Below are 22,505 nucleotides of genomic sequence, written 5' to 3' on the forward strand. Positions count from 1 at the left end.
AAATTTAAAATTAGATAAATAATATGGGAGCAGCAGCACACGACCACGATCACGCACACGATCACGATCACGCACATCACCATAAAGATACATTCATCACCAAATACATTTTTAGTATTGACCATAAAATGATTGCCAAACAATACCTAATCACTGGTATTATCATGGGAATTGTTGGTGTAGTGATGTCATTATTGTTCAGAATGCAAATCGCATGGCCTGAGGAGTCTTTCGGTATTTTCAAAGCTCTTTTGGGAGAAAAAATGGCTCCAGGTGGAGTTATGCGTAACGATATTTACCTTGCTTTAGTGACGATTCACGGTACTATCATGGTATTCTTCGTATTAACTGCTGGTTTGAGTGGTACTTTTAGTAACTTATTGATTCCTTTGCAGATTGGAGCTCGTGATATGGCTTCTGGATTTATGAACATGGTTTCTTACTGGTTATTCTTTTTGTCATCAGTAATTATGATTTCATCATTATTCGTTGAATCTGGACCAGCTTCTGCAGGTTGGACAATTTATCCTCCATTATCAGCTTTACCACAAGCTATTCCTGGATCAGGAACAGGTATGACTCTATGGTTAGTTTCTATGGCTATATTTATTGCTTCCTCTTTAATGGGATCTTTAAATTATGTGGTAACAGTTATCAACCTTAGAACTAAAGGTATGTCTATGACAAGATTACCTTTGACAATTTGGGCGTTTTTCATTACCGCTGTTATTGGTATTGTTTCCTTCCCAGTATTATTATCTGCTGCTTTGTTGTTAATCATGGATAGAAGTTTCGGTACTTCTTTCTTCTTGTCAGATATCTTTATTTCTGGTGAAGTTTTACACTATCAAGGTGGTTCTCCAGTTTTATTCGAGCATTTATTCTGGTTCTTAGGTCACCCTGAGGTATATATTGTATTATTACCTGCATTAGGTATTACTTCTGAGATTATTGCTACGAATTCTCGTAAACCAATTTTCGGTTACCGTGCGATGATTGCGTCAATTCTTGCTATTGCTTTCTTGTCAACAATCGTTTGGGGTCACCATATGTTCATTTCAGGTATGAATCCGTTCTTAGGTTCGGTATTTACCTTTACAACATTATTAATTGCGATTCCTTCAGCTGTAAAAGCTTTCAACTATATTACTACGTTGTGGAAAGGTAATTTACAAATGAATCCTGCTATGTTATTCTCTATTGGATTAGTTTCTACTTTTATCTCTGGTGGTTTAACAGGTATAATTTTAGGGGATAGTACTTTAGATATTAACGTTCACGATACTTACTTTGTAGTAGCACACTTTCACCTTGTAATGGGTATTTCTGCTCTATATGGTTTCTTTGCTGGAGTTTATCATTGGTTCCCTAAAATGTATGGAAGAATGATGAATAAGAACCTTGGATATATTCACTTCTGGGTAACTGCTATCTGTGCTTATGGTGTATTCTATCCAATGCACTTCATCGGTATGGCTGGATTACCACGTCGTTACTACACTAACTCTAATTTTCCTTTATTTGACGATTTAGCTGATGTGAATGTATTGATTACTGTCTTTGCTTTAGTAGGTGCAGCATTCCAATTACTATTCTTGTGGAATTTCTTCTATAGTATTTTCTACGGTAAGAAAGCGGAGCAAAATCCATGGAAATCTAACACTTTAGAGTGGACTACACCAGTTGAGGCAATTCACGGAAACTGGCCAGGTGAAATTCCTACAGTACACCGTTGGCCTTATGACTACAGTAAACCAGGTCATGATGATGATTATGTACCTCAAACTGTTCCAATGAAAGAAGGTGAAGAAGAATTACATCACTCATAAATTATATATAAAAGGCCTTTCAAACGAAAGGCTTTTTTTATTAACTTTATTCAAAGATTTTTTATGAAGGCATTTTTTCTCTTTTTTTTTCTTTTCTTTTTTTCTAGTTCTTTTTCGCAAGATACCATCGATTTTGAGGCTATAGATTCGCTTTACAGGGAAGATCAATTTTACGTTGGGATTACTTATAATTTTTTAAATAATAAACCCGATGGTGTGTCTCAAAACTCCTTTTCAGCTGGTTTTACTCTTGGGTTTTTGCGAGATTTTCCAATCAATAAAAATAGAACTTTTGCTATTGCTCCCGGTTTAGGATTGACCTATAATAATTATAAGGACAATGTTGTTATTTCGGAATCTAATAATCAAATTTCATATAATATTGTTCCTTCAACTGATTTTGATAAGAATAAATTAGGACTTTATTTTCTGGATTTGCCTATTGAATTTCGTTGGAGAACGTCAACTTTTGACTCACATAAATTTTGGCGCGTTTATACAGGTGTTAAGCTGAGTTATTTGTTGCAAAGTAAGTCTAAATTTGTTTCTGGTCCAGACACAATTAAATTGTCTAATAATCCGGACATTAATAAGTTTCACTATGGCGCATATGTTTCTGCCGGTTATAATACCTTTAATGTATACGCTTATTACGGATTACAAGATTTTTTTAAGAATGGGAATTTAAACGGAAAACCTCTTGATTTGAAGACTATAAATATAGGGTTGATGTTCTATATTTTATAACCACAATACAAGAAATAGAAGTTGTGGTAAAGCTCCAATTATGTAGCCCAAATAGAGCTCGATAGGCGTGTGGGCTTTCATGTACAAACGAGATGTAGCTACTAAACCATTAATTAATAATAGAGCAGCCATAAGTAAGGGAATTTTGTACTGAAAATGGATGCTACAAGCAAAGCAAAAGACGGTTAAAGAAGCTATTCCTAACATGTGTAGGCTAGCTTTTTTCTGGAACAATGCTAATACCAACGCTAAAAATGTACTAACTATACTTCCTAAGTAGAAATAATATAATTCTGGTAATAGATCTAAGGTAATACTTTTATAGGTCAGAGAAGTTAGTAAAAGAGCTTGTAAAAATAGCGGGATTTTACGTTGTTCTACTTTAGTAACCATAATGGAATCTATTTTATTTAGAGTGACCAATAAATAAAAACACGCTATTGGAATAAATACGGTTACGATTAATATTTGGATTATGTAAAGGTAAATTCTTTCGTATTCGTAATAATTGGGTGTACTGATAAAATAGAACAAAGCTGCCATTACCGATATGAAAATAGGGTGAAAGGCATAAGAAAAAAAAGGAAGTATTTTTTTCAAGTGTTATATTTTTTTTCGCATTCTCGCAACAGGAATGTATAGTTGTTCGCGATATTTTGCAATAGTTCTTCTTGCAATAGGATAGCCTCTTTCTTTAAGAATTTCAGCCAATTGATCATCTGGAAGCGGTTTTCGTTTATCTTCTTCTGCAATGACTTGTTCGAGTATTTTTTTAATTTCTATGGTAGATACTTCTTCTCCCTGATCATTGATCATGGCCTCGCTGAAAAAATCTTTTAATAATTTTGTACCATAAGGAGTATCCACATATTTACTATTGGCAACACGAGAAACCGTTGAAATATCTAAACCAATCATGTCTGCAATATCTTTCAAGATCATTGGTTTTAATTTAGTTTCGTCACCATCTAAAAAATACTCTTTCTGGAAATGCATGATGGCATTCATCGTTACATATAAAGTTTCCTGACGTTGTTTGATAGCATCAATGAACCATTTTGCAGAGTCTAACTTTTGTTTGATGAATTGAACGGCATCGCGTTGCGCATTCGATTTATCTTTAGAATCCTTGTAGGTTTTCATCATATCCTGATAATCCTTTGACACATGAAGTTCTGGAGCGTTGCGACCGTTAAGTGTTAACTCCAATTCATCTTCCACAATGCGTATCATAAAATCAGGAACAATGTGTTCTGTAACTTTTGCACTTCCTGTAAAAGCCCCACCTGGTTTCGGGTTCAGTTTTTCAATTTCTTCAATAGCTTTTTTCAATTGGTCTTTAGTAACCGCGTATTTTTGAAGTAATTTCTCGTAGTGTTTTTTGGTAAAAGCATCAAATTGTTCTTCAATAATCTTGATGGCCAATTCTACTGCTTCTGTAGGTGTTTTGTGCTTTAATTGAAGTAATAAACATTCTTGCAAATCACGAGCGCCAACCCCAGAAGGTTCAAGTTCATGAATGATACAAAGAATTTTTTCTACTGTTTTTTCATCGGTATAAATACCTTGGGTAAAAGCCATATCGTCTACAATATCCTGAATACTGCGACGGATATATCCCATGTCGTCGATACTTCCTACAAGGAATTCGGCTATTTCTCGTTGTTCGTCAGTTAAAATAAAGGTGTTTAACTGATTGATTAGATCTTGATGAAAACTTACAGGAGCCGCGAAAGGCGTTTCTCTGTCTTCATCATCATCACTATAATTATTGGATTGAGTTTTATAATCTGGAGTTTCGTCGTTACTAAGGTATTCGTCGATATTAATTTCGTTGGCATCAATGCTTTCACTATCGTTAAAATCATCGAATTCGTCACCATTGTCAAATTCGTCTTTTTCAAACTTATCATCTTCCGTATTACCACTTTCCAAAGCTGGATTTTCGTTCATTTCTTCCATTAAGCGTTGTTCAAAAGCCTGCGTAGGTAATTGAATAAGCTTCATCAACTGAATTTGTTGAGGAGAAAGTTTTTGTGATAATTTAAATTGTAAGTTTTGTTTAAGCATTGTTGTTTTGTTTAAGGTTTTTCGGTTTAAAGTTCAAAGTGCCGTTAAGTACTTTGAACTTTAAACGTTTAAACTTAGAACGTGATATTAAAATTCGGCGTTTTGAGGAGTTCTTGGGAAAGGAATTACGTCTCGGATATTAGTCATACCTGTTACGAATAGCACAAGGCGTTCGAAACCTAATCCGAAGCCAGAGTGAACTGCAGATCCAAAACGACGGGTGTCTAAATACCACCATAATTCTTCTTCGTCAATTCCTAATGTTTTCATCTTTTCAATCAAAACATCCAGACGTTCTTCTCTTTGTGAACCACCAACAATTTCTCCAATACCAGGGAATAAAATATCCATAGCGCGTACGGTTTCTTTTCCAGGTTCGGTATTATCATTCAAGCGCATGTAAAAAGCCTTGATTTTTGCTGGATAATCGAATAAGATTACCGGTGATTTGAAATGTTTCTCAACCAAGAAACGTTCGTGCTCACTTTGTAAATCGGCACCCCATTCTTCAATAAGATATTGGAATTTTTTCTTTTTGTTTGGAGTTGAATCTTTTAAAATATCAATCGCTTCGGTATAAGAAACACGTTTGAAGTTATTGTCTAATACGAAGTTTAATTTTTCTAATAATGTCATTTCACTGCGTTCCGCCTGAGGCTTTTGCTTTTCTTCATCGGCTAAACGGCTTTCTAAGAATTTCAAGTCATCTGCACAGTTATCAACAGCATATCTGACCACGTATTTGATGAAATCTTCAGCCAAATCCATATTATCAGCCAAATCATTAAAGGCAACTTCAGGTTCAATCATCCAGAATTCGGCTAAGTGACGAGAAGTGTTAGAATTCTCTGCACGGAAAGTAGGGCCAAAAGTATATACTTGTCCTAAGGCCATAGCATAAGTTTCGGCTTCCAATTGACCAGACACAGTTAAATTGGTTTGTTTACCAAAAAAGTCTTCTTTGTAGTTTACTTTTCCTTCTTCAGTTCTTGGTGTGTTGTCAAAAGGAAGCGCACTTACCTGAAACATTTCTCCGGCACCTTCGGCATCTGAACCCGTAATGATTGGGGTATTCACATACACAAAACCTTTTTGCTGAAAATATTGATGCACCGCAAACGATAAGGCAGAGCGAACACGCATAATAGCACCAAAAGCATTGGTTCGAATTCTTAAATGTGCATTTTCACGTAAAAATTCCAATGAATGTTTTTTGGGTTGCATCGGGAATTTTTCAGGATCACTGTCGCCTAAAATTTCCAGTTTTTTTACTTGAATCTCATATTTCTGACCGGCACCTTGACTTTCTACTAAGTCTCCAGACACACAAATAGCTGCTCCTGTAGTAATTCTTTTTAAAATGGCTTCTGGTGTGTTTTCAAAATCTACAACACACTGAATATTATGAATTGTTGAACCGTCGTTCAACGCAATAAACTGATTGTTTCTAAAAGTTCTTACCCATCCTTTTGCGGTTACTTCTTGAAGTATTTTCGTGCTGTTTAGTAAGTCTTTAACTTTTGTATGTTTCATCTTAAATTTAGAATTTAGAGTTTAGAATTCAGCATCTAAACCAAAAAATTGATATCAATTGCAAATATAGAGGATTTGAAGGAAAAGAGAAAATCTGTTAATAGGTGTAATTACGTTTATTTTCTTAAATATATGCATTAAAAAAACAGCCTCGATTGTTTTATTTGAATCGAGGCTGTGATAGTACATCAAAAATTATGGCGTTTGATCAGTTTGTTTTTTCTCCACGGCATCGACCTCCTCGTCGGTTGGTTCCAAAATGTCTATAGTTGGTTCCAAAAATTCTTGTTGGTTTGCTAATGTTTTGTTTAATGATAATACCAATGAAGGCAATAAGACAAGATTAGAAAGCATACCAAAACTGAGTGTTAGTGCCACTAATCCGCCTAAGGCAACAGTACCTCCGAAACTAGATAACATGAATACTGAAAATCCGAAGAACAATACAATTGAAGTGTAAAACATACTGATACCGGCATCATCAAACGTAGCAAACACCGATTTCTTTATTTTCCAGTCGTTGCGAGACAGTTCCATTCGGTATTGTGCTAAAAAGCGTAAAGTATCGTCAACGGACATTCCAAAAGCGATTCCAAAAACCAAGATTGTAGAAGGTTTCAAAGGAATATTTAGGAATCCCATTAGACCTGCAGTCATTAATAATGGTAATAGATTTGGAATAATGGAAACCAAAACCATTTTAAATGAACGAAACATGATTGCTACTAATCCTGCTGTTAAACCAAAAGCCATCAGTAATGACGAAAGAAGATTGTCTAACAAATAATGGGTTCCTTTTTGAAAGACTGAAGGTTTTCCAGTAATGATTACTTCATAGCGAGGCGAAGGGAAAACTTTGTCGGCTTTGGCTCTGATTCGAGCTTCGATCTCCTCCATTTTTTCGCCGTTTTCGTCTTTTATGAATGTTGTAATTCGGGCGTATTGACCTGTGGAGTCAACATAGCTTTTCATTAAGTTTTCTTTTGAGTTTTTCGTAGCATTTTTAGCATAAGACAAGATAAAAGCTTGTTCTTGGGCTGTTGGTAACTCGTAAAAGTCAGGGTTGTTGTTATAATACGCTTGTTTAGAGTATTTGACCAGATTAACAATCGAAAGAGGTTTCGATAATTCTGGTATTTCCATGATGGTCTCCTCAAGCTCTTCCATACGTTTTAAGGTGGACAATTTCATAACCCCTTTTTTACGTTTGGTATTAATCATAATTTCCAGAGGCATTACGCCATCAAATTCTTTTTCGAAGAAACGAATGTCTTCAAAAAAAGCTGTTTTTTTAGGCATATCTTCAATGATACTTCCTGAAATTCTCATCTTATGGATTCCAATCATTCCGATAATGAGTAATGAAATGGCTACCATATAAACGCCCACGCGGTTGTATTTTACGGTATTGACAATCCATTGAAAAAAAGAAGTTAAATACTCTCTTTCTAAATGCCCTAAATGCCTTGGAATAGGAGCTGGAATGTAACTGAAAAATATAGGTAGAATTAATAAGCAAAGTAAATAAATAGCCAAGATATTAATAGAGGTCACCACACCAAATTCCGTCAATAAAACATTGTTGGTTGCAATAAAAGTAGCAAAACCCAATGCTGTCGTGATATTGGTCATTAAGGTGGCCGTTCCAGTTTTGGTAATAACTCGTTGAAGAGCTTTGGCTTTGTTAGAATGTTTGTGGTATTCCTGATGGTACTTGTTGATTAAAAAGATACAATTAGGAATTCCGATAACAATAACTAGAGTAGGGACCAATGCGGTTAATACGGTAATTTCATAATCGAGTAATCCCAATAAACCGAAAGACCACATAACACCAATAATCACAATAATTAACGAGATTAAAGTGGCTCTAAACGATCGGAAAAAGAAAAAGAATATAAGTCCAGTGACTAATAGAGCGGCGCCAATAAATAATCCAATTTCATCGATGATGGTTTTCGAATTCAGTGTTCGGATGTATGGCATTCCGGAGGTATGAAGATCGATTCCAGTGTCTTTTTCGAATTTTTCAATTTCCGGAATTAGATCGGAAAGAATGTAATCTTTTCTCGCTTTGGTATTGACAATTTTTTTGTCGATATAAATAGCCGATCGGATAGCTCCGGTTTTTTTGTTGAACAATAATCCTTCGTAAAAAGGTAAATTTTGAAGGAGTTCTGTTCGAATTTCTTGAAGATATTTTGGATCCTGAATTTTATTTGGATTGACCAGATTGGTTAACTGAAACGATTGTAAGGTATCGTTTTTTGTTAGCGTCTTTAAATTATCTACCGAAATAACTAGGTCAACTTCTTTATGTTTGTTGATGTTTTGCATCATCGTTGACCAAGCCTGGAAAACTTTTGGAGTAAAAAGTTTCGGATCTTTGGTGGCAATAAGGATTAGGTTTCCTTCTTCTCCGAATTTATCGAGGAAATGATCATAGTCTACATTGACTTTATCATCGGCAGGGATAAGATTGGCTTCCTTTTGGGTAAAACGGATGTTTTTCCATTGAAGTGCAAAAAAAATGGTGATAAGAATAACACCGAGAATAACTGTAATTCTATTTCTTAAGATGAGTCGGGCTATTAATTCCCAAAAACCTAAACTGAATAACTTTTTCATACAAATAAAATGGGTACCAAAGGTAAGTAAAAGCTAATGAATTAAGAAGTAATGACGGTTTTTTAAATGCAATTGTGTTTCAATTTTAAATTAAGGTCACTATTTAGTTTGATATTTTCAAAACCGTAGATATTTTATCATCTTTGTAGAGTATTATACATTTCAGACAATGAATAAAGTAAGAAATACTATATTTTATTTTACAGTTACAGGCGTTTTTATCACACTGATGTACTGGGTGGTTCAGCAAGGAAAGAATCTAGAAATTGGCAGAAAAATCATAGCCCCAACTTCTAATGATTCTAAATGGACTCAGTTTTTGGAAGGTTTGTTTCATAATGTAGAACACCCGTTGGCGATTTTATTGGCGCAAATCATTACCATTATTATCATAGCCCGTTTTTTTGGATGGATCTTCAAAAAGATTGGACAGCCGTCTGTAATTGGTGAAATAATAGCCGGTATTTTCTTAGGACCTTCTGTCGTAGGAATGTATTTTCCAGAATTTGCCTCTTTTTTGTTTCCGGTAGATTCCTTAGGGAATTTACACTTTTTAAGTCAAATAGGTTTGATTCTTTTCATGTTCGTCATTGGTATGGAATTAGATTTGAAAGTACTTAAAAATAAAGCCAATGACGCTGTAGTAATCAGTCATGCTAGTATAGTAATTCCTTTTGCTTTAGGAATTTCTTTGGCCTATTTTGTTTATCATAAGTTTGCCCCTCAAGGAGTAGAATTTCTCTCGTTTAGTTTATTCATGGGAATCGCCATGAGTATTACCGCTTTTCCTGTTTTAGCACGTATTGTTCAGGAAAGAGGTTTGCACAAAACAAGATTAGGAACTATTGTGATTACCTGTGCGGCGGCAGATGATATAACGGCTTGGTGCTTGTTGGCGGCAGTTATTGCTATTGTTAAAGCAGGTACGTTTCTGAGTTCTTTGTATGTTATTGCGTTGGCATTTATTTATGTTCTAGCCATGCTTTTTCTAGTAAAACCGTTTTTGAAACGTGTTGGAGAATTGTATAAAGACAACGAAAATTTAAGCAAACCGGTTGTAGCCATTTTCTTTTTGACTTTGATCGTTTCTTCTTATGCTACTGAAGTTATAGGGATTCACGCTCTTTTTGGAGCTTTTATGACGGGTGCAATTATGCCTGATATTTCAAAATTCAGACATGTTTTTATTGAAAAAGTCGAAGATGTTTCTGTGATTTTATTATTACCTTTATTCTTTGTCTTCACTGGTCTTCGTACACAAATTGGACTTATTAATGACCCTTATCTTTGGAAAGTAACGGGGTTCATTATTTTGGTAGCGGTTCTAGGTAAGTTTGTTGGTAGCGCTTTAACAGCCCGATTTGTAGGCCAAGATTGGAAAGATAGTTTAACCATAGGTGCCTTGATGAACACACGCGGACTAATGGAACTCGTAGTTTTGAATATTGGGTATGATTTGGGAGTTTTAACATCGGAAATATTTACCATGATGGTGATTATGGCATTGGTAACTACTTTTATGACTGGTCCAGCACTTGATTTGATAAATTGGGTGTTCAAATCTAAAGAAGTAGTTATTCCAAAAGAAGTGGTCGAGGATAGTAACAAATATAAAATTCTAATTTCTTTCGGAAATAATGAAAAAGGAAAGTCCTTATTGAAGTTAGCGAATAGTTTGGTTAAAAAACAAAAAGAAACTTCTTCAATAACGGCTATGCATTTGTCGGTAAGTGATGAAATTCATGGTTATAATATTGAGGAATACGAGAAAGAAACTTTCGTTCCAATTATAGAAGAATCCAAAGCGCTCAATCAGGAGATTAACACCTTGTACAAAGCAACTACTGATATTGAAAATGATATTGCTGAAATTGCTTCTAGAGGAGATTACGATTTATTATTGGTCGGTTTAGGAAAATCTATTTTTGAAGGGACGCTTTTAGGTAAAGTAATTGGCTTCACCACTCGAATCATCAATCCGGATCGATTGATGGATAAACTTACCGGAAAAGAAGGGTTGTTTGCTAATTCTATTTTCGATGAAAGAACGCGTCAGATTATTTCCAAAAATAAAACTCCATTAGGGATTTTTGTGGATAATGATTTGAGAAACTCGGATAAGGTTTTTGTTCCGTTTTTCTCTTCAGAAGATGCTTTCCTGATAGATTATGTTCAAAAATTCATCTTCAACAACAATTCGAAAGTGAATGTGTTGGATGTGGAAAATCAAATAGAAAATCATTTTCTTATTAAAAGCGCTATAGATACCTTAGAGCAACAATATCCAGACAATATCACTTTGGTTGGGGAAGAAGAAATCAATCATGCGTTTTTGATCAAGCAGGATTTAATGTTGATTAGTCTAGATAGCTGGAAAAAGTTAATCGATTCTCAGAGTCTTTGGCTGAATGATCTTCCTTCGGTTTTAATTATTAAACCCTAAATCAATTTGAACACTGAGTTTTAAAGCGATATTGTCTTCAAAATTCGGTAGTTGATTTGGTCCATAACGATAAAAGGCTGTAAATCCTACTATTTTAAATAGTTGATTTAGTTCGAAACCTGATTCCATAAAACCTTTTTCAAGGGTTTTAAAAGCGAAATCCTTGTGTCTTTCCTTGTGATCTAAATCCCCTATACCATAGCGAGTAACTAATGAAAACACAGGTTTTAGTTGTCGGCTAATGTATAATTTTGGGAATTGGTGCTCTAATTGAAAAAATGCAAGTTTGTTGGAGAAAAATTCATTAAAATACATCGTTTCAAAACTATCTCGTCCTGCAAAAGTGATTCTTTTAAGAATTTTATCCTTGTTTAAATTGTTCGGAGAATGGTTGTATAAATGGGTGAGTGGTACCTCTCCGAAGGCATATTGTGCTTCAGCTAAAAAGAGTATTTTGTGATTTGAATTGAATTTTTTCTGAAGATCAAACCTAAAATCAATTTTTCCAAAATCAAAATTGTTTCGCCACAAACCCGGTAACGATTTTGTGAATTGAAACGTGAATTTAGGATATCTTTTTTCGATTTCAATTTTACCTCTAGGCGTTTGCATGTAATTACTGAATGGATTCCACTGAACGGAAGCAGTCACTAAGGTTGTTCGAAAATCGGTGTATAGTTTTCCGTGGTTCTCAAAACTGTAATTAAATTTTGGCTCGATATAACTTTGTGTGATTTGAAAAACACTTTCTGTTTTAGGAATAATTTTACTTTCCACAAATCCTCGCCAAGTTTCATGATTGTAGAAGGTACTGATGTTAAAGGGTCTTGGATCGTAAATCTTAAAAACTTTTTTATCGATTTCGAAGTTTGTATTGGCAATTTCAGAAACATCATCTTTATAGGAAACACCAAGCCAGGTTTCTGATTTTTTATGCAATCGAACCACATTAGAAATCATTCCTTTGAAAAAACCATCTTTGGTACCATAAGCAAGATAACCCTCTATTTTATAATCTTTGGAAAGTTTTTCATTGGTAACACCACCTAAACCAAATCGAATGCCTTCATAGTTGTTGTATTTGAAGAGATAGCGTAGGTCAAAATCGAAAAAGGAAAGCGGATAATATCCTTTGATGATTTTTCGACCTATGGTGATTTTGTTTTCAATGCGTTTGGCTTCGACTAAACTGTCTATGGATACATAGGTTGGATTGCTTCGTAGATCAATAGTGTCTTGTAAATGTTCTTGCCAGATTGCTTCTCTTTTTTCTGTTGATTTTTCACTTACTTCCACAGAAATTCCATCTCGAAATATTTTTTTGATCGAGTCTGTTCTTAGTTTATAGTAATTCGTTTTAGATTTGATTTCGATGTAATCTGAAACGGTTCTTTTTACTTCTGGATCAAATAAGTCTTCGGTATTGTCGAATGTAATCAATTGACCAAAGATTTTTATAGGCGTTTTGTTCTTTCCTTTTTTTATGGTTAGCGCCGACTTTAACGGAAGCCAAAACTGTTTTTCTTCATTGTATTGGTAATCATGTACGGCTTTAACATTGATGATTCCTTCGGATTGCAATTCTAACTTAGCTAGGTTAAATTGCTTTTCATCTATGTAAAGTTTACCACTTAACTTATTGTTTTTGTTTGATGCTTTTGGTTTAAAAGCGATAACAATGATTTTTCGTTGATTAAGTATTGTATTCTCGAGACGAGTATAGTCGTATTGGGTTAATCCTCTTTTGGAAATTGGACTTATAAAATCCTTTTCCGCAAGGGTAAACTTTTTTTCGTAACCGGTTAGAGGTTGAAGATGAAGTGCAAAATATTCATAAATGGGTTCTTTAAATCCAGCCATCCTTGTTGCTAGGATGATTTCTTTATTTTGACGATTTACGATGCTGTATTGTGAAATCTTTTCGGTTTGATAAAGATGTTGTTTCGAAATGATTTTTTTGAAATTATATTCAGAAGAATCGATTTTTTTTAGTGTTTTTTTTCTTCTTTTTGTGATAAATATGGAATCAATTTTACCTTTAATCAATTCTGGATTGGCTGTAACGATTACTTTGTTGTAGGCGGTAAATTCGAAATTTTTGACAGTAGTACCTTCTTTTAACAGAATGGTTTTTTTAATGATTTCTTGCGCGGGAATCGTTTGTTCCTGAGCTTTTATTTTGGTTGAACCACCAATTAAAGCCGTAAATACTATAAAGAAAAACTTTCTAAAAATCATCGATATCAATTAAACACCAAAAATAGGGACTACAAAGATAATTCTATTCTGAAAACAAAATCAGTATTATCTTATTTTTAGCATATTGCCTTAATTTTTAATTGCTTTTTAGTCTGTACAATAAGAATTAAGTTTACTTTTTGTTTCAATGTTTATGAAATAGCAATAGATCCGATAGATTAGAAGGTGGTCTTGTGAAAAGGATTTCATAGAAATTTATAGTATACAAAAAAATCCTCACGAAAATAAGAGCTTTAGAAAACGAAATACATCTACTTTTCTGATTGTACTTATAAAGTACAGTCTCTTTTCGTGAGGAATTTTTAATAGGTTACAGAAACAGTTTTAAATGGATTTCTGTAGTTCACTTTTTAGTATACTTTTTTTACTTTTTCAGAACGATCCGCAATGTATGAAACCAACCAAGCGATTTGTCCTTCTTTAGCAAAATATAATTTCTTTTCGTTGATATGTGGGACTGCTTCCAAACAAACCAATAAGATATTACTTCCAGATATTAAGTATTTTTGAGAGTATGTTTTTAGCACTCGCTCCACATCTTTATCTGTTTTGGCCATCTCTTCGAACTTTTTAAAGTTGTTTTTCAAAATGGCATCGTAGTTAATAACATCTTCTAGTTTAAACTCATTGAAAGTTTCTTTAGCTACACCATTATATAAGGTGTAAAAAGCCCACACCGCTCCGCCAGATAGGTAAATCTTTTCTTTTTTCAATGCAACCGGTCTTGAATTGTACATCGCGGTTACTTGTTCTCTCAATACAGGTAAGTAACCAAAAGATTTGTTGTTGTATTCGCTGATATCGTTATTTCTGGTTTTTTTGTTCACAGCTTCTGTAAGTGTGATCGTACCATAGTTAAGATTTAAAGGGAAAAACACAAAGTTTTCATTATTCAAGATGTCAACATAGCCACCTTTCGTATTTCCCCCTCCAATATCCAATACCATTGAATTTTCATAATCAATAGGAGGAATACAACCTTTCAAAAGCATTTTACCTTCTGTTTGTGCATCGATGAAATCTAAATCTTTTTGGGTTAAAAGTTTCACTTTATCGGTTAGATCTTTTGTGTTTTTTGCCATGGCAACTCCTGAAGAACCTACGATGAATATGTTTTCATCGGGTACTTTTAACTCGTCTTTAATTTTTTTATAGTTGGCTAGAACCACAGCAGCACCTCTATCAATATCTTCTTTTGCTAGAGTGCTGTCAATCGATATATTTTTAGCAATTCCAACATTTTCAGACCAATAGGTTTTAATTGTAAAATCACCTTTTTTGATATTGTTAATATCTAAAACGGTCATTTTTATCCCTTTACTACCGATTTCTATTCCTGCGAATAGATTTTTGTTTCCTTGTGCAAAGTTGTTGGTCTGAATGAACAAAAATGCCAACAAGAACACTACTAAATTTGTTTTTTTCATGTGGTCAAGTTTTCTTTTGGAAAGACAATGTTTTTTACTTTCCAAAAATTAATTTATTAAAATAAAGAACTTTTATCCAGAAAAATTGCTGTTTTAGGGAATCTACAGTAATTTCACTGTGGCAAAAGTTATACTTTCATGATTTCAGCTTCTTTAACTACCAAAAGATCCTCAATTTTTTTGATATAAGTATCGGTTAGTTTTTGAACGCTTTCTTCGGCTGTTTTACAAATATCTTCAGAAGTACCTTCTTTTTCTAGTTTTTTAATATCTGTATTAGCATCTTTTCTTGCATTTCGGATTCCGATTTTAGCTTCTTCCGATTCTGCTTTGGCTTGTTTTACCAAGTCTCTACGACGCTCTTCCGTTAAAGGAGGTACAGATATGATGATATTATCGCCATTGTTCATTGGATTAAAACCTATATTGGCTATCATGATGGCTTTTTCTATGGGTTGTAGCATACTTTTTTCCCAAGGAGTAACTGTAATAGTTCTAGCATCAGGAACGTTGATGTTTGCTACTTGTGAAAGCGGTGTTTGTGATCCATAATAATCTACAAATACCCCTCCTAACATTTGAGGGGTTGCCTTTCCTGCTCTAATATTTAAAAATTCTTTTTCTAAGTGTGCAATAGAACCTTCCATTGATTCTTTGGTACTGTCAAGTATAAAATTAATTTCCTCAGTCATCTTTAGAATTGTTTTTTATTATAATGTTTGCTTTTAAAATTATAATCGTTTTATGCTAAGTTTAGATGTTTACTATTGTTCCAATATTTTCTCCTTTGCAAATTTTTAAAAGGTTACCTTCTTTGTTCATATCAAAAACAATTATTGGCAATTTATTTTCTTGGCTCAAAGTAAACGCTGTTGTATCCATAACATTTAATCCTTTTTTGATCACATCGTCAAATGAAATATAATCAAATTTAACAGCATCAGGGTTTTTTTCTGGATCTACATTGTATACTCCGTCCACTCTTGTTCCTTTTAAAATAACATCGGCGTCTACTTCGATTCCTCTCAATACTGCAGCGGTGTCGGTTGTAAAATACGGATTTCCGGTTCCTGCTCCAAAAATTACAATGCGTCCTTTTTCTAAGTGGCGAACAGCTCTACGTTTAATATAAGGTTCCGCAATAGCTTCAATTTTTAAAGCAGTTTGCAAGCGAGTTAGCATTCCCTTTTCCTCTAGAGCTCCTTGAAGCGCCATACCGTTGATTATGGTAGCTAACATACCCATGTAATCTCCTTGCACTCTATCCATTCCATTGCTGGCACCAGCCACACCTCTAAAAATATTTCCTCCGCCAATTACAATTGCAATTTCTATGCCTAAATCATGAATTTGTTTAATTTCATCGGCATATTCACTTAATCTTTTAGGATCAATACCGTATTGACGGTCTCCCATTAAGGCTTCACCGCTTAGTTTTAGGAGTATTCTTTTATATTTCATGTTGCTTTTATAGCTTTTATTTTTTGTCACAAATATACTATAAACTTTATAGAAAATTATAATCTTGATTTTTTATGCATTAGTTAATTTTTTGCAACCTATTTTATGATAATATTTGTTTATTTAAAATATCTTTAAAAGATTTTTTATCTTTAAAAGATGTAAAATTACAACTTTTTTAAGTTTTAAAACATTTTTTAAAGATAATTTATTTAACAAATTTTAATTTTTTTATAATTAAATTATCATTAATTTTGTTGAAAAATAAATTTACATTATGGAAAAGCCGATACCTGTTGATGAAGCAGTTGTTTGGGATACTTCTTTGACAATTGTCAGTAAAACTGACTTATTTGGAACAATAGAATACATTAACGATGTATTCGCTGAAGTTTCAGGTTACACAGAGCCTGAATTAGTAGGACAACCTCACAATATCATTAGACACCCTGATATGCCTAAGGTTATTTTTAAGACCATGTGGGATCACATCAAAAAAGGGTATAAATTTCACGGAATAATTAAGAATTTAGCAAAATCAGGTAAGCATTACTGGGTTATTACAGATTTTGATTACATTGTGGATGATAACGCAAAAATCCAAAAGTACATTGCAAGACGTAAAGCTATTTCTGATGATGTGGTAAAGAAAATAGAAGCGCTTTACAAAAAATTATCAGACATTGAGGCAGTAAGTGGTATAGAAGCCAGTGAGAAGTATTTAGTTGGTTATTTAGAAGATATTAATTTAAGTTATGTTGATATGATTACTAAATTAATGCTAGATGATGCTAAGTCTAAAGATTTTGAAACAGCTACCTCTGATGTAGAGAAAGAAAATGTTAAGAAAGGTTTCTTTAGTAAATTTTTCGGACACAATTAGTTTTTTTAGTACAATTTTTCACCCCCAAATACACTTAAGATATGCTTAATCGTTACTTAATGAATTTTAAAAATTTTCCCAGAGAAATATGGATTCTTGCTTTAGTTTCTTTGGTGAATAGAATTGGTGCTGTAGCGGTTCCATTCTTGTCCAAATATCTTAAAGACGAAGCGAATTTAACCTATTCCCAAGTGGGTTGGGTTATGGTTTGTTTTGGTGTTGGATCTTTGTTTGGTACTTTTTTAAGTGGTAAACTATCGGATATCTTTGGATCTTACAAAGTCATGGTTTTTAGTTTGTTTACTAGTGGATTGATTTTTATTTCTCTCCAATATGTAAAAACCTTCGAACTTTTGTGTGTTTCTGTATTTGCCTTAACTTCTATAGCGGACATGTACAGACCCGCCATGATGCTCAGTCTTAACAATTATGTGAGTAAAGACATGCGACTGAAGGCCTTATCTTTACTCCGAGCTGCAACTAACTTAGGTTTTGTGGTTGGTCCCGTTTTAGGTGGTTTCCTGATAGTTAACTTTGGATATAGTGCTTTGTTAGTTGTTGATGGAGCCACTTGTATTATAGCGATTTTGATTTTTGTACTTTTTGTACGCGAGAAAAAATTATTATACAAGATGACCTTCAATACGGCTAATTTAGATAAACTAGCGCCTTTTAAAGACATTCCATTTGTTATCAATTGGATAGTAGCTTTAATCACTGGATATTTGTTTTTCCAAGTATTCTCGATCATGCCAATTTACCACTCTGAAGTGTATAAATTAACAGAATTTGATAGTGGTCTATTTTTGAGTTTTAGTGGAATTATTTTAGCTCTTTTCGAGATCTCTGTAGTTAATTTTGTTCAGAGAAATAAAATTGTTGACCTTTTTGCGATTATTTTCGGGTTGTTGTTAATAGGTTTTTCTTATGTCTTACTGTTTTTAGTACATGAACCATGGGTATTTTGGATTTTTATGGTTTTCATTTCTTTTGGAAACATGCTTACATTCTCATTTGCCAGTGGTTTCGTGATGAATAGAAGTCATAAAAACTTAGAAGGTTATTTCATGTCTATTTTCCAAATGAGCTACGGTTTTGCCCATGTTTTTAGTTCTAAGACGGGTTTAACAATCATTCAAAAATATAGTTATGATACGAATTGGTTATTTAATGGAATATTAGCATTTGTTGCAGCTATAACCACTTATTTCGTTTTGAAATTAATCAGAAAAGAAAAAGAAAAAGTAGATGATTTGATAACCTTGTTTTAAGGTTGTATATATATTTAAAAGTAAAAAGGAGGTATTTATTACCTCCTTTTTTAATTTCAAGATTTAAGATTTTAAATTCTTAGATATCTCTTTAATGCTTTTGTTGAGTAATGCTCTGGTGAACGCTAAGTTTGCCTTAGAAGCGTTTACAACTAGATAAATGAAGTAATCATTGTTCTCAGACATTTTTAAAATTTGTAATTGGTCAGAAAGCATGACAACAATGTCTTCAATAGTTTGATTTTTTCCTAAGGTATAATTTGCATTCAATTGGGCTCTGATGATTTCTAGAGCAAATCTAGAAGCGTGTTCTAAATCGAAATTCTTATTACTATTTTTTGAAAAAAAAGTAATACCACTTTTCACTTCAATAATACTGATAGAGATGAATCCTGGCATTTCCTTCGCTATGGTGTCTCCAAATAATTTTAAATAATCCGCCATTGATTGTAAATATAAATTAGAATGTAAATTTAATTATTTTTTGTTAAACCTTTTTGTAAATAATTATTTATAATTGTATGCCCTACATAGATGAGAGGTGTCAGTGTAATGGCTAATCCTAGTTTGAAGATGTAGCCTGTTAGCGCTGAAGTGATAAATGTTTCAAAATTAATTTTTCCAGGTAACCAAAAGGCGATTCCAAGGACAATAAAGGAATCGATGAGTTGAGAGAAAATTGTAGATCCGGTAGCTCGTAGCCATATTTTTTTATTGCCTGTTTTTCTTTTGAAATAGTTAAAGATCATCACATCTGTTAATTGAGATAGTAAAAATGCGGTAATACTTCCGACAATTATCCACATACTTTGCCCAAATACAGCGGTGAACTGTTCGTCATTAACTGGGCTAATTCCTCTTGCTGCAGGAATGGTTAAGGCCATAAACAAGATTAAAAACGCATATAAAATTAAACCAGCGGTGATAAACGAAAGTTTTTTAACCCCTTTTTTTCCAAAATATTCGTTGATTAAATCGGTGGTTAGAAAAACTATAGGCCAAGGCAAAATTCCAATACTCATGACAAATGGACCTATTTGTATTAGTTTTCCGCCAATGAGCTCAGCCACTATTGCATTGGTGATGAATATTCCTGATAGAATTATGAAAACATAATCTTTTCTAGATTCAAACATAGTCTTTTTTTCAAAGATAGGAATAAAATAAAAAAAGCTGCTCCCACGGGAACAGCTTTTAAAGTATCTTTATCGACTGATTAGCCTAAAGCAACTCTTCTGAAACCTGTTACAGTTAAACCACCATCAACAGTTTTAACGTAAGCAGCAACACTCATAGAACCATCTTTAATGAAATCTTGGTTTACTAAAGTATTGTCTTTGAAGAAACGGTTTAATTTTCCTTTAGCAATGTTGTCTAACATAGCTTCTGGTTTACCTTCAGCTCTTAATTGATCTTTAGCAATTTCGATTTCTTTTTCGATAGTTGCAGCATCAACACCAGCTTCGTCTAAAGCGATTGGGTTCATCGCAGCCGCTTGCATAGCAACGTTTCTTGCTGCTTCTTCAGCACCAGCAACGTTAGCAGATAATGCAGCTAAAGTAGCGATTTTGTTACCAGCGTGAATGTAAGATCCTACGAAAGCACCTTCTAAACGCTCGAAAGATCCGATTTCAATTTTTTCACCAATAACACCTGTTTGCTCGATTAATTTCTCAGCAACTGTAATTCCACCAAAGTCAGAAGCTAAAAGCTCTTCTTTAGTTGTGAAGTTTAATGCTTGGTTAGCTAAATCAGTAGCTAATTTAACGAAACCTTCATTTTTACCAACGAAGTCAGTTTCACAGTTTAAAGTGATAACTACTCCAGCAGTTTTATCAGCATTTACAGCAGCAATAGCAGCACCTTCTGTAGATTCTCTGTCAGAACGGTTAGCCGCTACTTTTTGTCCTTTTTTACGTAAGTTTTCGATAGCTAAATCGAAATCTCCATCAGCCTCAACTAATGCTTTCTTACAATCCATCATACCAGCTCCGGTGATGGTTCTTAATTTATTTACGTCTGCAGCAGTGATTGTTGCCATAGTGTTTTATAATTTAATTTTATTGTTTTTAAAAGAAAAAATTCCAAACCCCAAATTTTCAAGCCCAATTCTATTGCTAAAATCAAGGTGTTTTGAAATTTTGAGTTTGGAATTTAAATTATTTATTCTTCTGAAGCGGCAGTTGTAGTTTCAACTTTTGCTCCTTCAGTAGCTTCTGCTTCTTTATCTGAAGTTCTGTTTGACAAACCTTCAGTGATAGCTGCAGTAACTAAAGATAATACTTTATCGATTGATTTTGAAGCATCATCGTTTGCAGGGATAACATAATCAACTTGACGTGGGTCAGAGTTAGTATCTACCATTGCGAAAACTGGAATGTTTAATTTTTGAGCTTCTTTTACTGCGATTTGTTCAGCTTTGATATCTACTACGAATAATGCAGCAGGTAATCTTGACATATCAGCGATAGAACCTAAGTTCTTCTCTAATTTTGCACGTAGACGCTCAATTTGTAATTTCTCTTTTTTAGAAAGAGTATCAAATGTACCGTCTTTCTTCATTCTGTCGATAGAAGCCATTTTTTTAACAGCTTTACGGATAGTAACGAAGTTTGTTAACATACCACCTGGCCATCTTTCAGTGATGTAAGGCATGTTTGCAGCAGTTGCTTTTTCAGCAACGATGTCTTTAGCTTGTTTTTTGGTAGCTACGAAAAGTACTTTTCTACCAGAGGCAGCGATTTTTTTCAAAGCTTCATTAGCTTCTTCAATTTTAGCTGCAGTTTTATATAGGTTGATAATGTGGATACCATTACGCTCCATATAGATGTAAGGAGCCATGTTTGGGTCCCATTTTCTAGTCATGTGTCCGAAGTGAACACCTGCTTCTAGTAATTCTTTAACTTCTACTTTATTTGCCATTTTGTAATAGTTTACGTTCTGTTGAATTAGCAATGGGTAAGTAGCGATTTTAAATCAGGTCTTAACCATTTAGATGCTAAACTAATCTCCGGCCTCAGCACGGAAAAGCAACAATAACTTAGTTTTTGTAATAAATAATAATAAATATTAACGTTTAGAGAATTGGAATCTCTTACGAGCTTTCTTCTGACCGAATTTTTTACGCTCAACCATACGAGGGTCACGTGTTAATAATCCTTCAGGTTTTAAGATTGCTCTGTTTCCTTCTCCAACTTCGCACATAGCTCTTGCAATTGCCATACGTACAGCTTCTGCTTGACCTGTTGTACCACCTCCGTAAACATTGATTTTTACGTCAAAGTTAGAAGCGTTTTCAGTCATAGCAAGAGGTTGCATTACTTTGTACTGTAAAGTTGCAGTAGGGAAGTAAGCATCAAATGCTTTTTTGTTTACAGTGATGTTTCCTGTACCTTCAGATACATAAACACGTGCCACGGCACATTTTCTTCTACCGATTTTGTGAATAACTGCCATTACTTAAGATCGTTTAGATTAACGGTTTTAGGTGTTTGAGCAGCATGTTTGTGCTCTGGACCTACATTTACATTTAAATTACGGAATAATTGAGCTCCTAATTTGTTTTTAGGTAACATTCCTTTTACAGCTTTTTCTACTAATAATGCAGGATTTTTTTGTTGCATTACCTTAGCTGTTAAAAATCTTTGTCCTCCTGGGTAACCTGTATGACGAACGTAAGTTTTGTCTTCTAATTTGTTACCAGTTAGATTAATTTTTTCTGCGTTGATAACAATTACGTTATCACCACAGTCCACGTGCGGTGTATAACTTGGTTTGTACTTACCTCTTAAAAGCATCGCAACTTTTGAAGCAAGACGACCTAAGTTATGACCTTCAGCATCAACAACGATCCACTGTTTATCTGCAGTAGCTTTGTTTGCCGAAATTGTCTTGTAGCTTAATGTGTTCACAATAATTACTTTTTAATTAAACATTCCATTCCCAATTAAGGGA

The 22,505-nt window shown here is 33.8% G+C and carries 19 protein-coding genes; 5 read left to right on the forward strand and 14 right to left on the reverse strand.

From position 1 onward, the window contains the following. The first annotated feature begins 23 nt into the window (after window positions 1-23). Both NAT50_RS07855 and NAT50_RS07860 read left to right on the forward strand, forming a co-directional pair. Entirely contained in the window at window positions 24-1,829 is a 1,806-nt protein-coding gene (locus NAT50_RS07855) for a cytochrome c oxidase subunit I (RefSeq protein WP_250592682.1), read from the forward strand. A gap of 63 nt (window positions 1,830-1,892) precedes the next feature. Next, window positions 1,893-2,576: a porin family protein gene (locus NAT50_RS07860; RefSeq protein WP_250592683.1), complete on the forward strand. Its 684-nt coding sequence runs from the start codon at window positions 1,893-1,895 to the stop codon at window positions 2,574-2,576. Here the strand turns inward: NAT50_RS07860 and NAT50_RS07865 are convergent. From NAT50_RS07865 to NAT50_RS07880, 4 genes are all read right to left on the reverse strand, one after another. Further along, window positions 2,571-3,176 carry a hypothetical protein gene (locus tag NAT50_RS07865; RefSeq protein WP_250592684.1) on the reverse strand — a complete coding sequence of 202 codons (606 nt, stop codon included), beginning with the start codon at window positions 3,174-3,176 and terminating at the stop codon, window positions 2,571-2,573. The genes NAT50_RS07860 and NAT50_RS07865 overlap by 6 nt on opposite strands. A 3-nt stretch (window positions 3,177-3,179) precedes the next feature. After that, entirely contained in the window at window positions 3,180-4,646 is a 1,467-nt protein-coding gene (rpoN, locus tag NAT50_RS07870; protein ID WP_250592686.1) for an RNA polymerase factor sigma-54, read from the reverse strand. Window positions 4,647-4,733: 87 nt separating this feature from the next. Continuing rightward, complete coding sequence (gene asnS, locus NAT50_RS07875; protein ID WP_250592687.1) at window positions 4,734-6,179, reverse strand: asparagine--tRNA ligase; 1,446 nt, start codon at window positions 6,177-6,179, stop codon at window positions 4,734-4,736. Between the two features lie 195 nt (window positions 6,180-6,374). Continuing rightward, on the reverse strand, window positions 6,375-8,807 hold the full coding sequence (locus NAT50_RS07880) for an efflux RND transporter permease subunit (protein WP_250592688.1): 2,433 nt from the start codon (window positions 8,805-8,807) through the stop codon (window positions 6,375-6,377). 169 nt (window positions 8,808-8,976) lie between these two features. On the opposite strand from NAT50_RS07880, the gene NAT50_RS07885 reads away from it, so the two are divergent. Then, window positions 8,977-11,250: a cation:proton antiporter gene (locus NAT50_RS07885; protein ID WP_250592690.1), complete on the forward strand. Its 2,274-nt coding sequence runs from the start codon at window positions 8,977-8,979 to the stop codon at window positions 11,248-11,250. On the opposite strand, the gene NAT50_RS07890 is transcribed toward NAT50_RS07885, so the two are convergent. The 4 genes from NAT50_RS07890 to pyrH all read right to left on the reverse strand — a co-directional run bounded on the left by NAT50_RS07890 (window position 11,233) and on the right by pyrH (window position 16,397). Continuing rightward, window positions 11,233-13,488 carry a DUF5686 family protein gene (locus tag NAT50_RS07890; RefSeq protein WP_250592691.1) on the reverse strand — a complete coding sequence of 752 codons (2,256 nt, stop codon included), beginning with the start codon at window positions 13,486-13,488 and terminating at the stop codon, window positions 11,233-11,235. The genes NAT50_RS07885 and NAT50_RS07890 overlap by 18 nt on opposite strands. Before the next feature lie 371 nt (window positions 13,489-13,859). Beyond that, on the reverse strand, window positions 13,860-14,936 hold the full coding sequence (locus NAT50_RS07895) for a Ppx/GppA phosphatase family protein (protein ID WP_250592692.1): 1,077 nt from the start codon (window positions 14,934-14,936) through the stop codon (window positions 13,860-13,862). Between the two features lie 128 nt (window positions 14,937-15,064). Then, on the reverse strand, window positions 15,065-15,628 hold the full coding sequence (gene frr / locus NAT50_RS07900) for a ribosome recycling factor (protein WP_250592693.1): 564 nt from the start codon (window positions 15,626-15,628) through the stop codon (window positions 15,065-15,067). A gap of 61 nt (window positions 15,629-15,689) precedes the next feature. Then, entirely contained in the window at window positions 15,690-16,397 is a 708-nt protein-coding gene (gene pyrH, locus NAT50_RS07905) for a UMP kinase (RefSeq protein WP_250592694.1), read from the reverse strand. 277 nt (window positions 16,398-16,674) lie between these two features. Here pyrH and NAT50_RS07910 point away from each other — a divergent pair, with 277 nt between their 5' ends. Continuing rightward, window positions 16,675-17,280, forward strand: a complete 606-nt coding sequence (locus NAT50_RS07910; RefSeq protein ID WP_250592695.1) for a PAS domain-containing protein — start codon at window positions 16,675-16,677, stop codon at window positions 17,278-17,280. A 59-nt stretch (window positions 17,281-17,339) separates the two neighbouring features. Next, window positions 17,340-18,551: an MFS transporter gene (locus NAT50_RS07915; RefSeq protein WP_250592696.1), complete on the forward strand. Its 1,212-nt coding sequence runs from the start codon at window positions 17,340-17,342 to the stop codon at window positions 18,549-18,551. A gap of 63 nt (window positions 18,552-18,614) precedes the next feature. Here the strand turns inward: NAT50_RS07915 and NAT50_RS07920 are convergent, their stop codons facing one another. From NAT50_RS07920 to rplM, 6 genes are all read right to left on the reverse strand, one after another. Beyond that, the gene (locus NAT50_RS07920; protein ID WP_250592698.1) at window positions 18,615-18,995 is read right to left on the reverse strand and encodes a hypothetical protein; all 381 of its coding nucleotides are present in this window, start codon (window positions 18,993-18,995) and stop codon (window positions 18,615-18,617) included. A gap of 29 nt (window positions 18,996-19,024) precedes the next feature. After that, complete coding sequence (locus NAT50_RS07925) at window positions 19,025-19,687, reverse strand: queuosine precursor transporter (protein ID WP_250592699.1); 663 nt, start codon at window positions 19,685-19,687, stop codon at window positions 19,025-19,027. Window positions 19,688-19,767: 80 nt separating this feature from the next. Beyond that, window positions 19,768-20,592 carry a translation elongation factor Ts gene (gene tsf / locus NAT50_RS07930; protein WP_250592700.1) on the reverse strand — a complete coding sequence of 275 codons (825 nt, stop codon included), beginning with the start codon at window positions 20,590-20,592 and terminating at the stop codon, window positions 19,768-19,770. A 122-nt stretch (window positions 20,593-20,714) separates the two neighbouring features. Further along, the gene (gene rpsB / locus NAT50_RS07935; RefSeq protein ID WP_250592701.1) at window positions 20,715-21,473 is read right to left on the reverse strand and encodes a 30S ribosomal protein S2; all 759 of its coding nucleotides are present in this window, start codon (window positions 21,471-21,473) and stop codon (window positions 20,715-20,717) included. Window positions 21,474-21,620: 147 nt separating this feature from the next. Continuing rightward, window positions 21,621-22,007, reverse strand: coding sequence for a 30S ribosomal protein S9 (gene rpsI / locus NAT50_RS07940; protein ID WP_250592702.1), 387 nt, complete (start codon window positions 22,005-22,007; stop codon window positions 21,621-21,623). Beyond that, window positions 22,007-22,462 (reverse strand): 50S ribosomal protein L13, encoded by a 456-nt coding sequence (rplM, locus tag NAT50_RS07945; RefSeq protein ID WP_250592703.1) that lies wholly within the window; start codon window positions 22,460-22,462, stop codon window positions 22,007-22,009. The genes rpsI and rplM overlap by 1 nt, the downstream gene beginning before the upstream one ends. Window positions 22,463-22,505: the final 43 nt, after the last annotated feature.

The sequence above is a fragment of the Flavobacterium luminosum genome (assembly GCF_023635005.1).
Taxonomy (GTDB): Bacteria; Bacteroidota; Bacteroidia; order Flavobacteriales; family Flavobacteriaceae; genus Flavobacterium; species Flavobacterium luminosum.

What these genes read in the sequence shown, in the direction of transcription:
- NAT50_RS07855 (WP_250592682.1), top strand. Translation starts at nt 24, where the DNA reads ATGGGAGCAGCAGCACACGACCACGATCACGCACACGATCACGATCAC.
- NAT50_RS07860 (WP_250592683.1), top strand. Translation starts at nt 1,893, where the DNA reads ATGAAGGCATTTTTTCTCTTTTTTTTTCTTTTCTTTTTTTCTAGTTCT.
- rpoN (WP_250592686.1), bottom strand. Translation starts at nt 4,646, where the DNA reads ATGCTTAAACAAAACTTACAATTTAAATTATCACAAAAACTTTCTCCT.
- asnS (WP_250592687.1), bottom strand. Translation starts at nt 6,179, where the DNA reads ATGAAACATACAAAAGTTAAAGACTTACTAAACAGCACGAAAATACTT.
- NAT50_RS07880 (WP_250592688.1), bottom strand. Translation starts at nt 8,807, where the DNA reads ATGAAAAAGTTATTCAGTTTAGGTTTTTGGGAATTAATAGCCCGACTC.
- NAT50_RS07885 (WP_250592690.1), top strand. Translation starts at nt 8,977, where the DNA reads ATGAATAAAGTAAGAAATACTATATTTTATTTTACAGTTACAGGCGTT.
- NAT50_RS07890 (WP_250592691.1), bottom strand. Translation starts at nt 13,488, where the DNA reads ATGATTTTTAGAAAGTTTTTCTTTATAGTATTTACGGCTTTAATTGGT.
- NAT50_RS07895 (WP_250592692.1), bottom strand. Translation starts at nt 14,936, where the DNA reads ATGAAAAAAACAAATTTAGTAGTGTTCTTGTTGGCATTTTTGTTCATT.
- frr (WP_250592693.1), bottom strand. Translation starts at nt 15,628, where the DNA reads ATGACTGAGGAAATTAATTTTATACTTGACAGTACCAAAGAATCAATG.
- pyrH (WP_250592694.1), bottom strand. Translation starts at nt 16,397, where the DNA reads ATGAAATATAAAAGAATACTCCTAAAACTAAGCGGTGAAGCCTTAATG.
- NAT50_RS07910 (WP_250592695.1), top strand. Translation starts at nt 16,675, where the DNA reads ATGGAAAAGCCGATACCTGTTGATGAAGCAGTTGTTTGGGATACTTCT.
- NAT50_RS07915 (WP_250592696.1), top strand. Translation starts at nt 17,340, where the DNA reads ATGAATTTTAAAAATTTTCCCAGAGAAATATGGATTCTTGCTTTAGTT.
- NAT50_RS07920 (WP_250592698.1), bottom strand. Translation starts at nt 18,995, where the DNA reads ATGGCGGATTATTTAAAATTATTTGGAGACACCATAGCGAAGGAAATG.
- NAT50_RS07925 (WP_250592699.1), bottom strand. Translation starts at nt 19,687, where the DNA reads ATGTTTGAATCTAGAAAAGATTATGTTTTCATAATTCTATCAGGAATA.
- tsf (WP_250592700.1), bottom strand. Translation starts at nt 20,592, where the DNA reads ATGGCAACAATCACTGCTGCAGACGTAAATAAATTAAGAACCATCACC.
- rpsB (WP_250592701.1), bottom strand. Translation starts at nt 21,473, where the DNA reads ATGGCAAATAAAGTAGAAGTTAAAGAATTACTAGAAGCAGGTGTTCAC.
- rpsI (WP_250592702.1), bottom strand. Translation starts at nt 22,007, where the DNA reads ATGGCAGTTATTCACAAAATCGGTAGAAGAAAATGTGCCGTGGCACGT.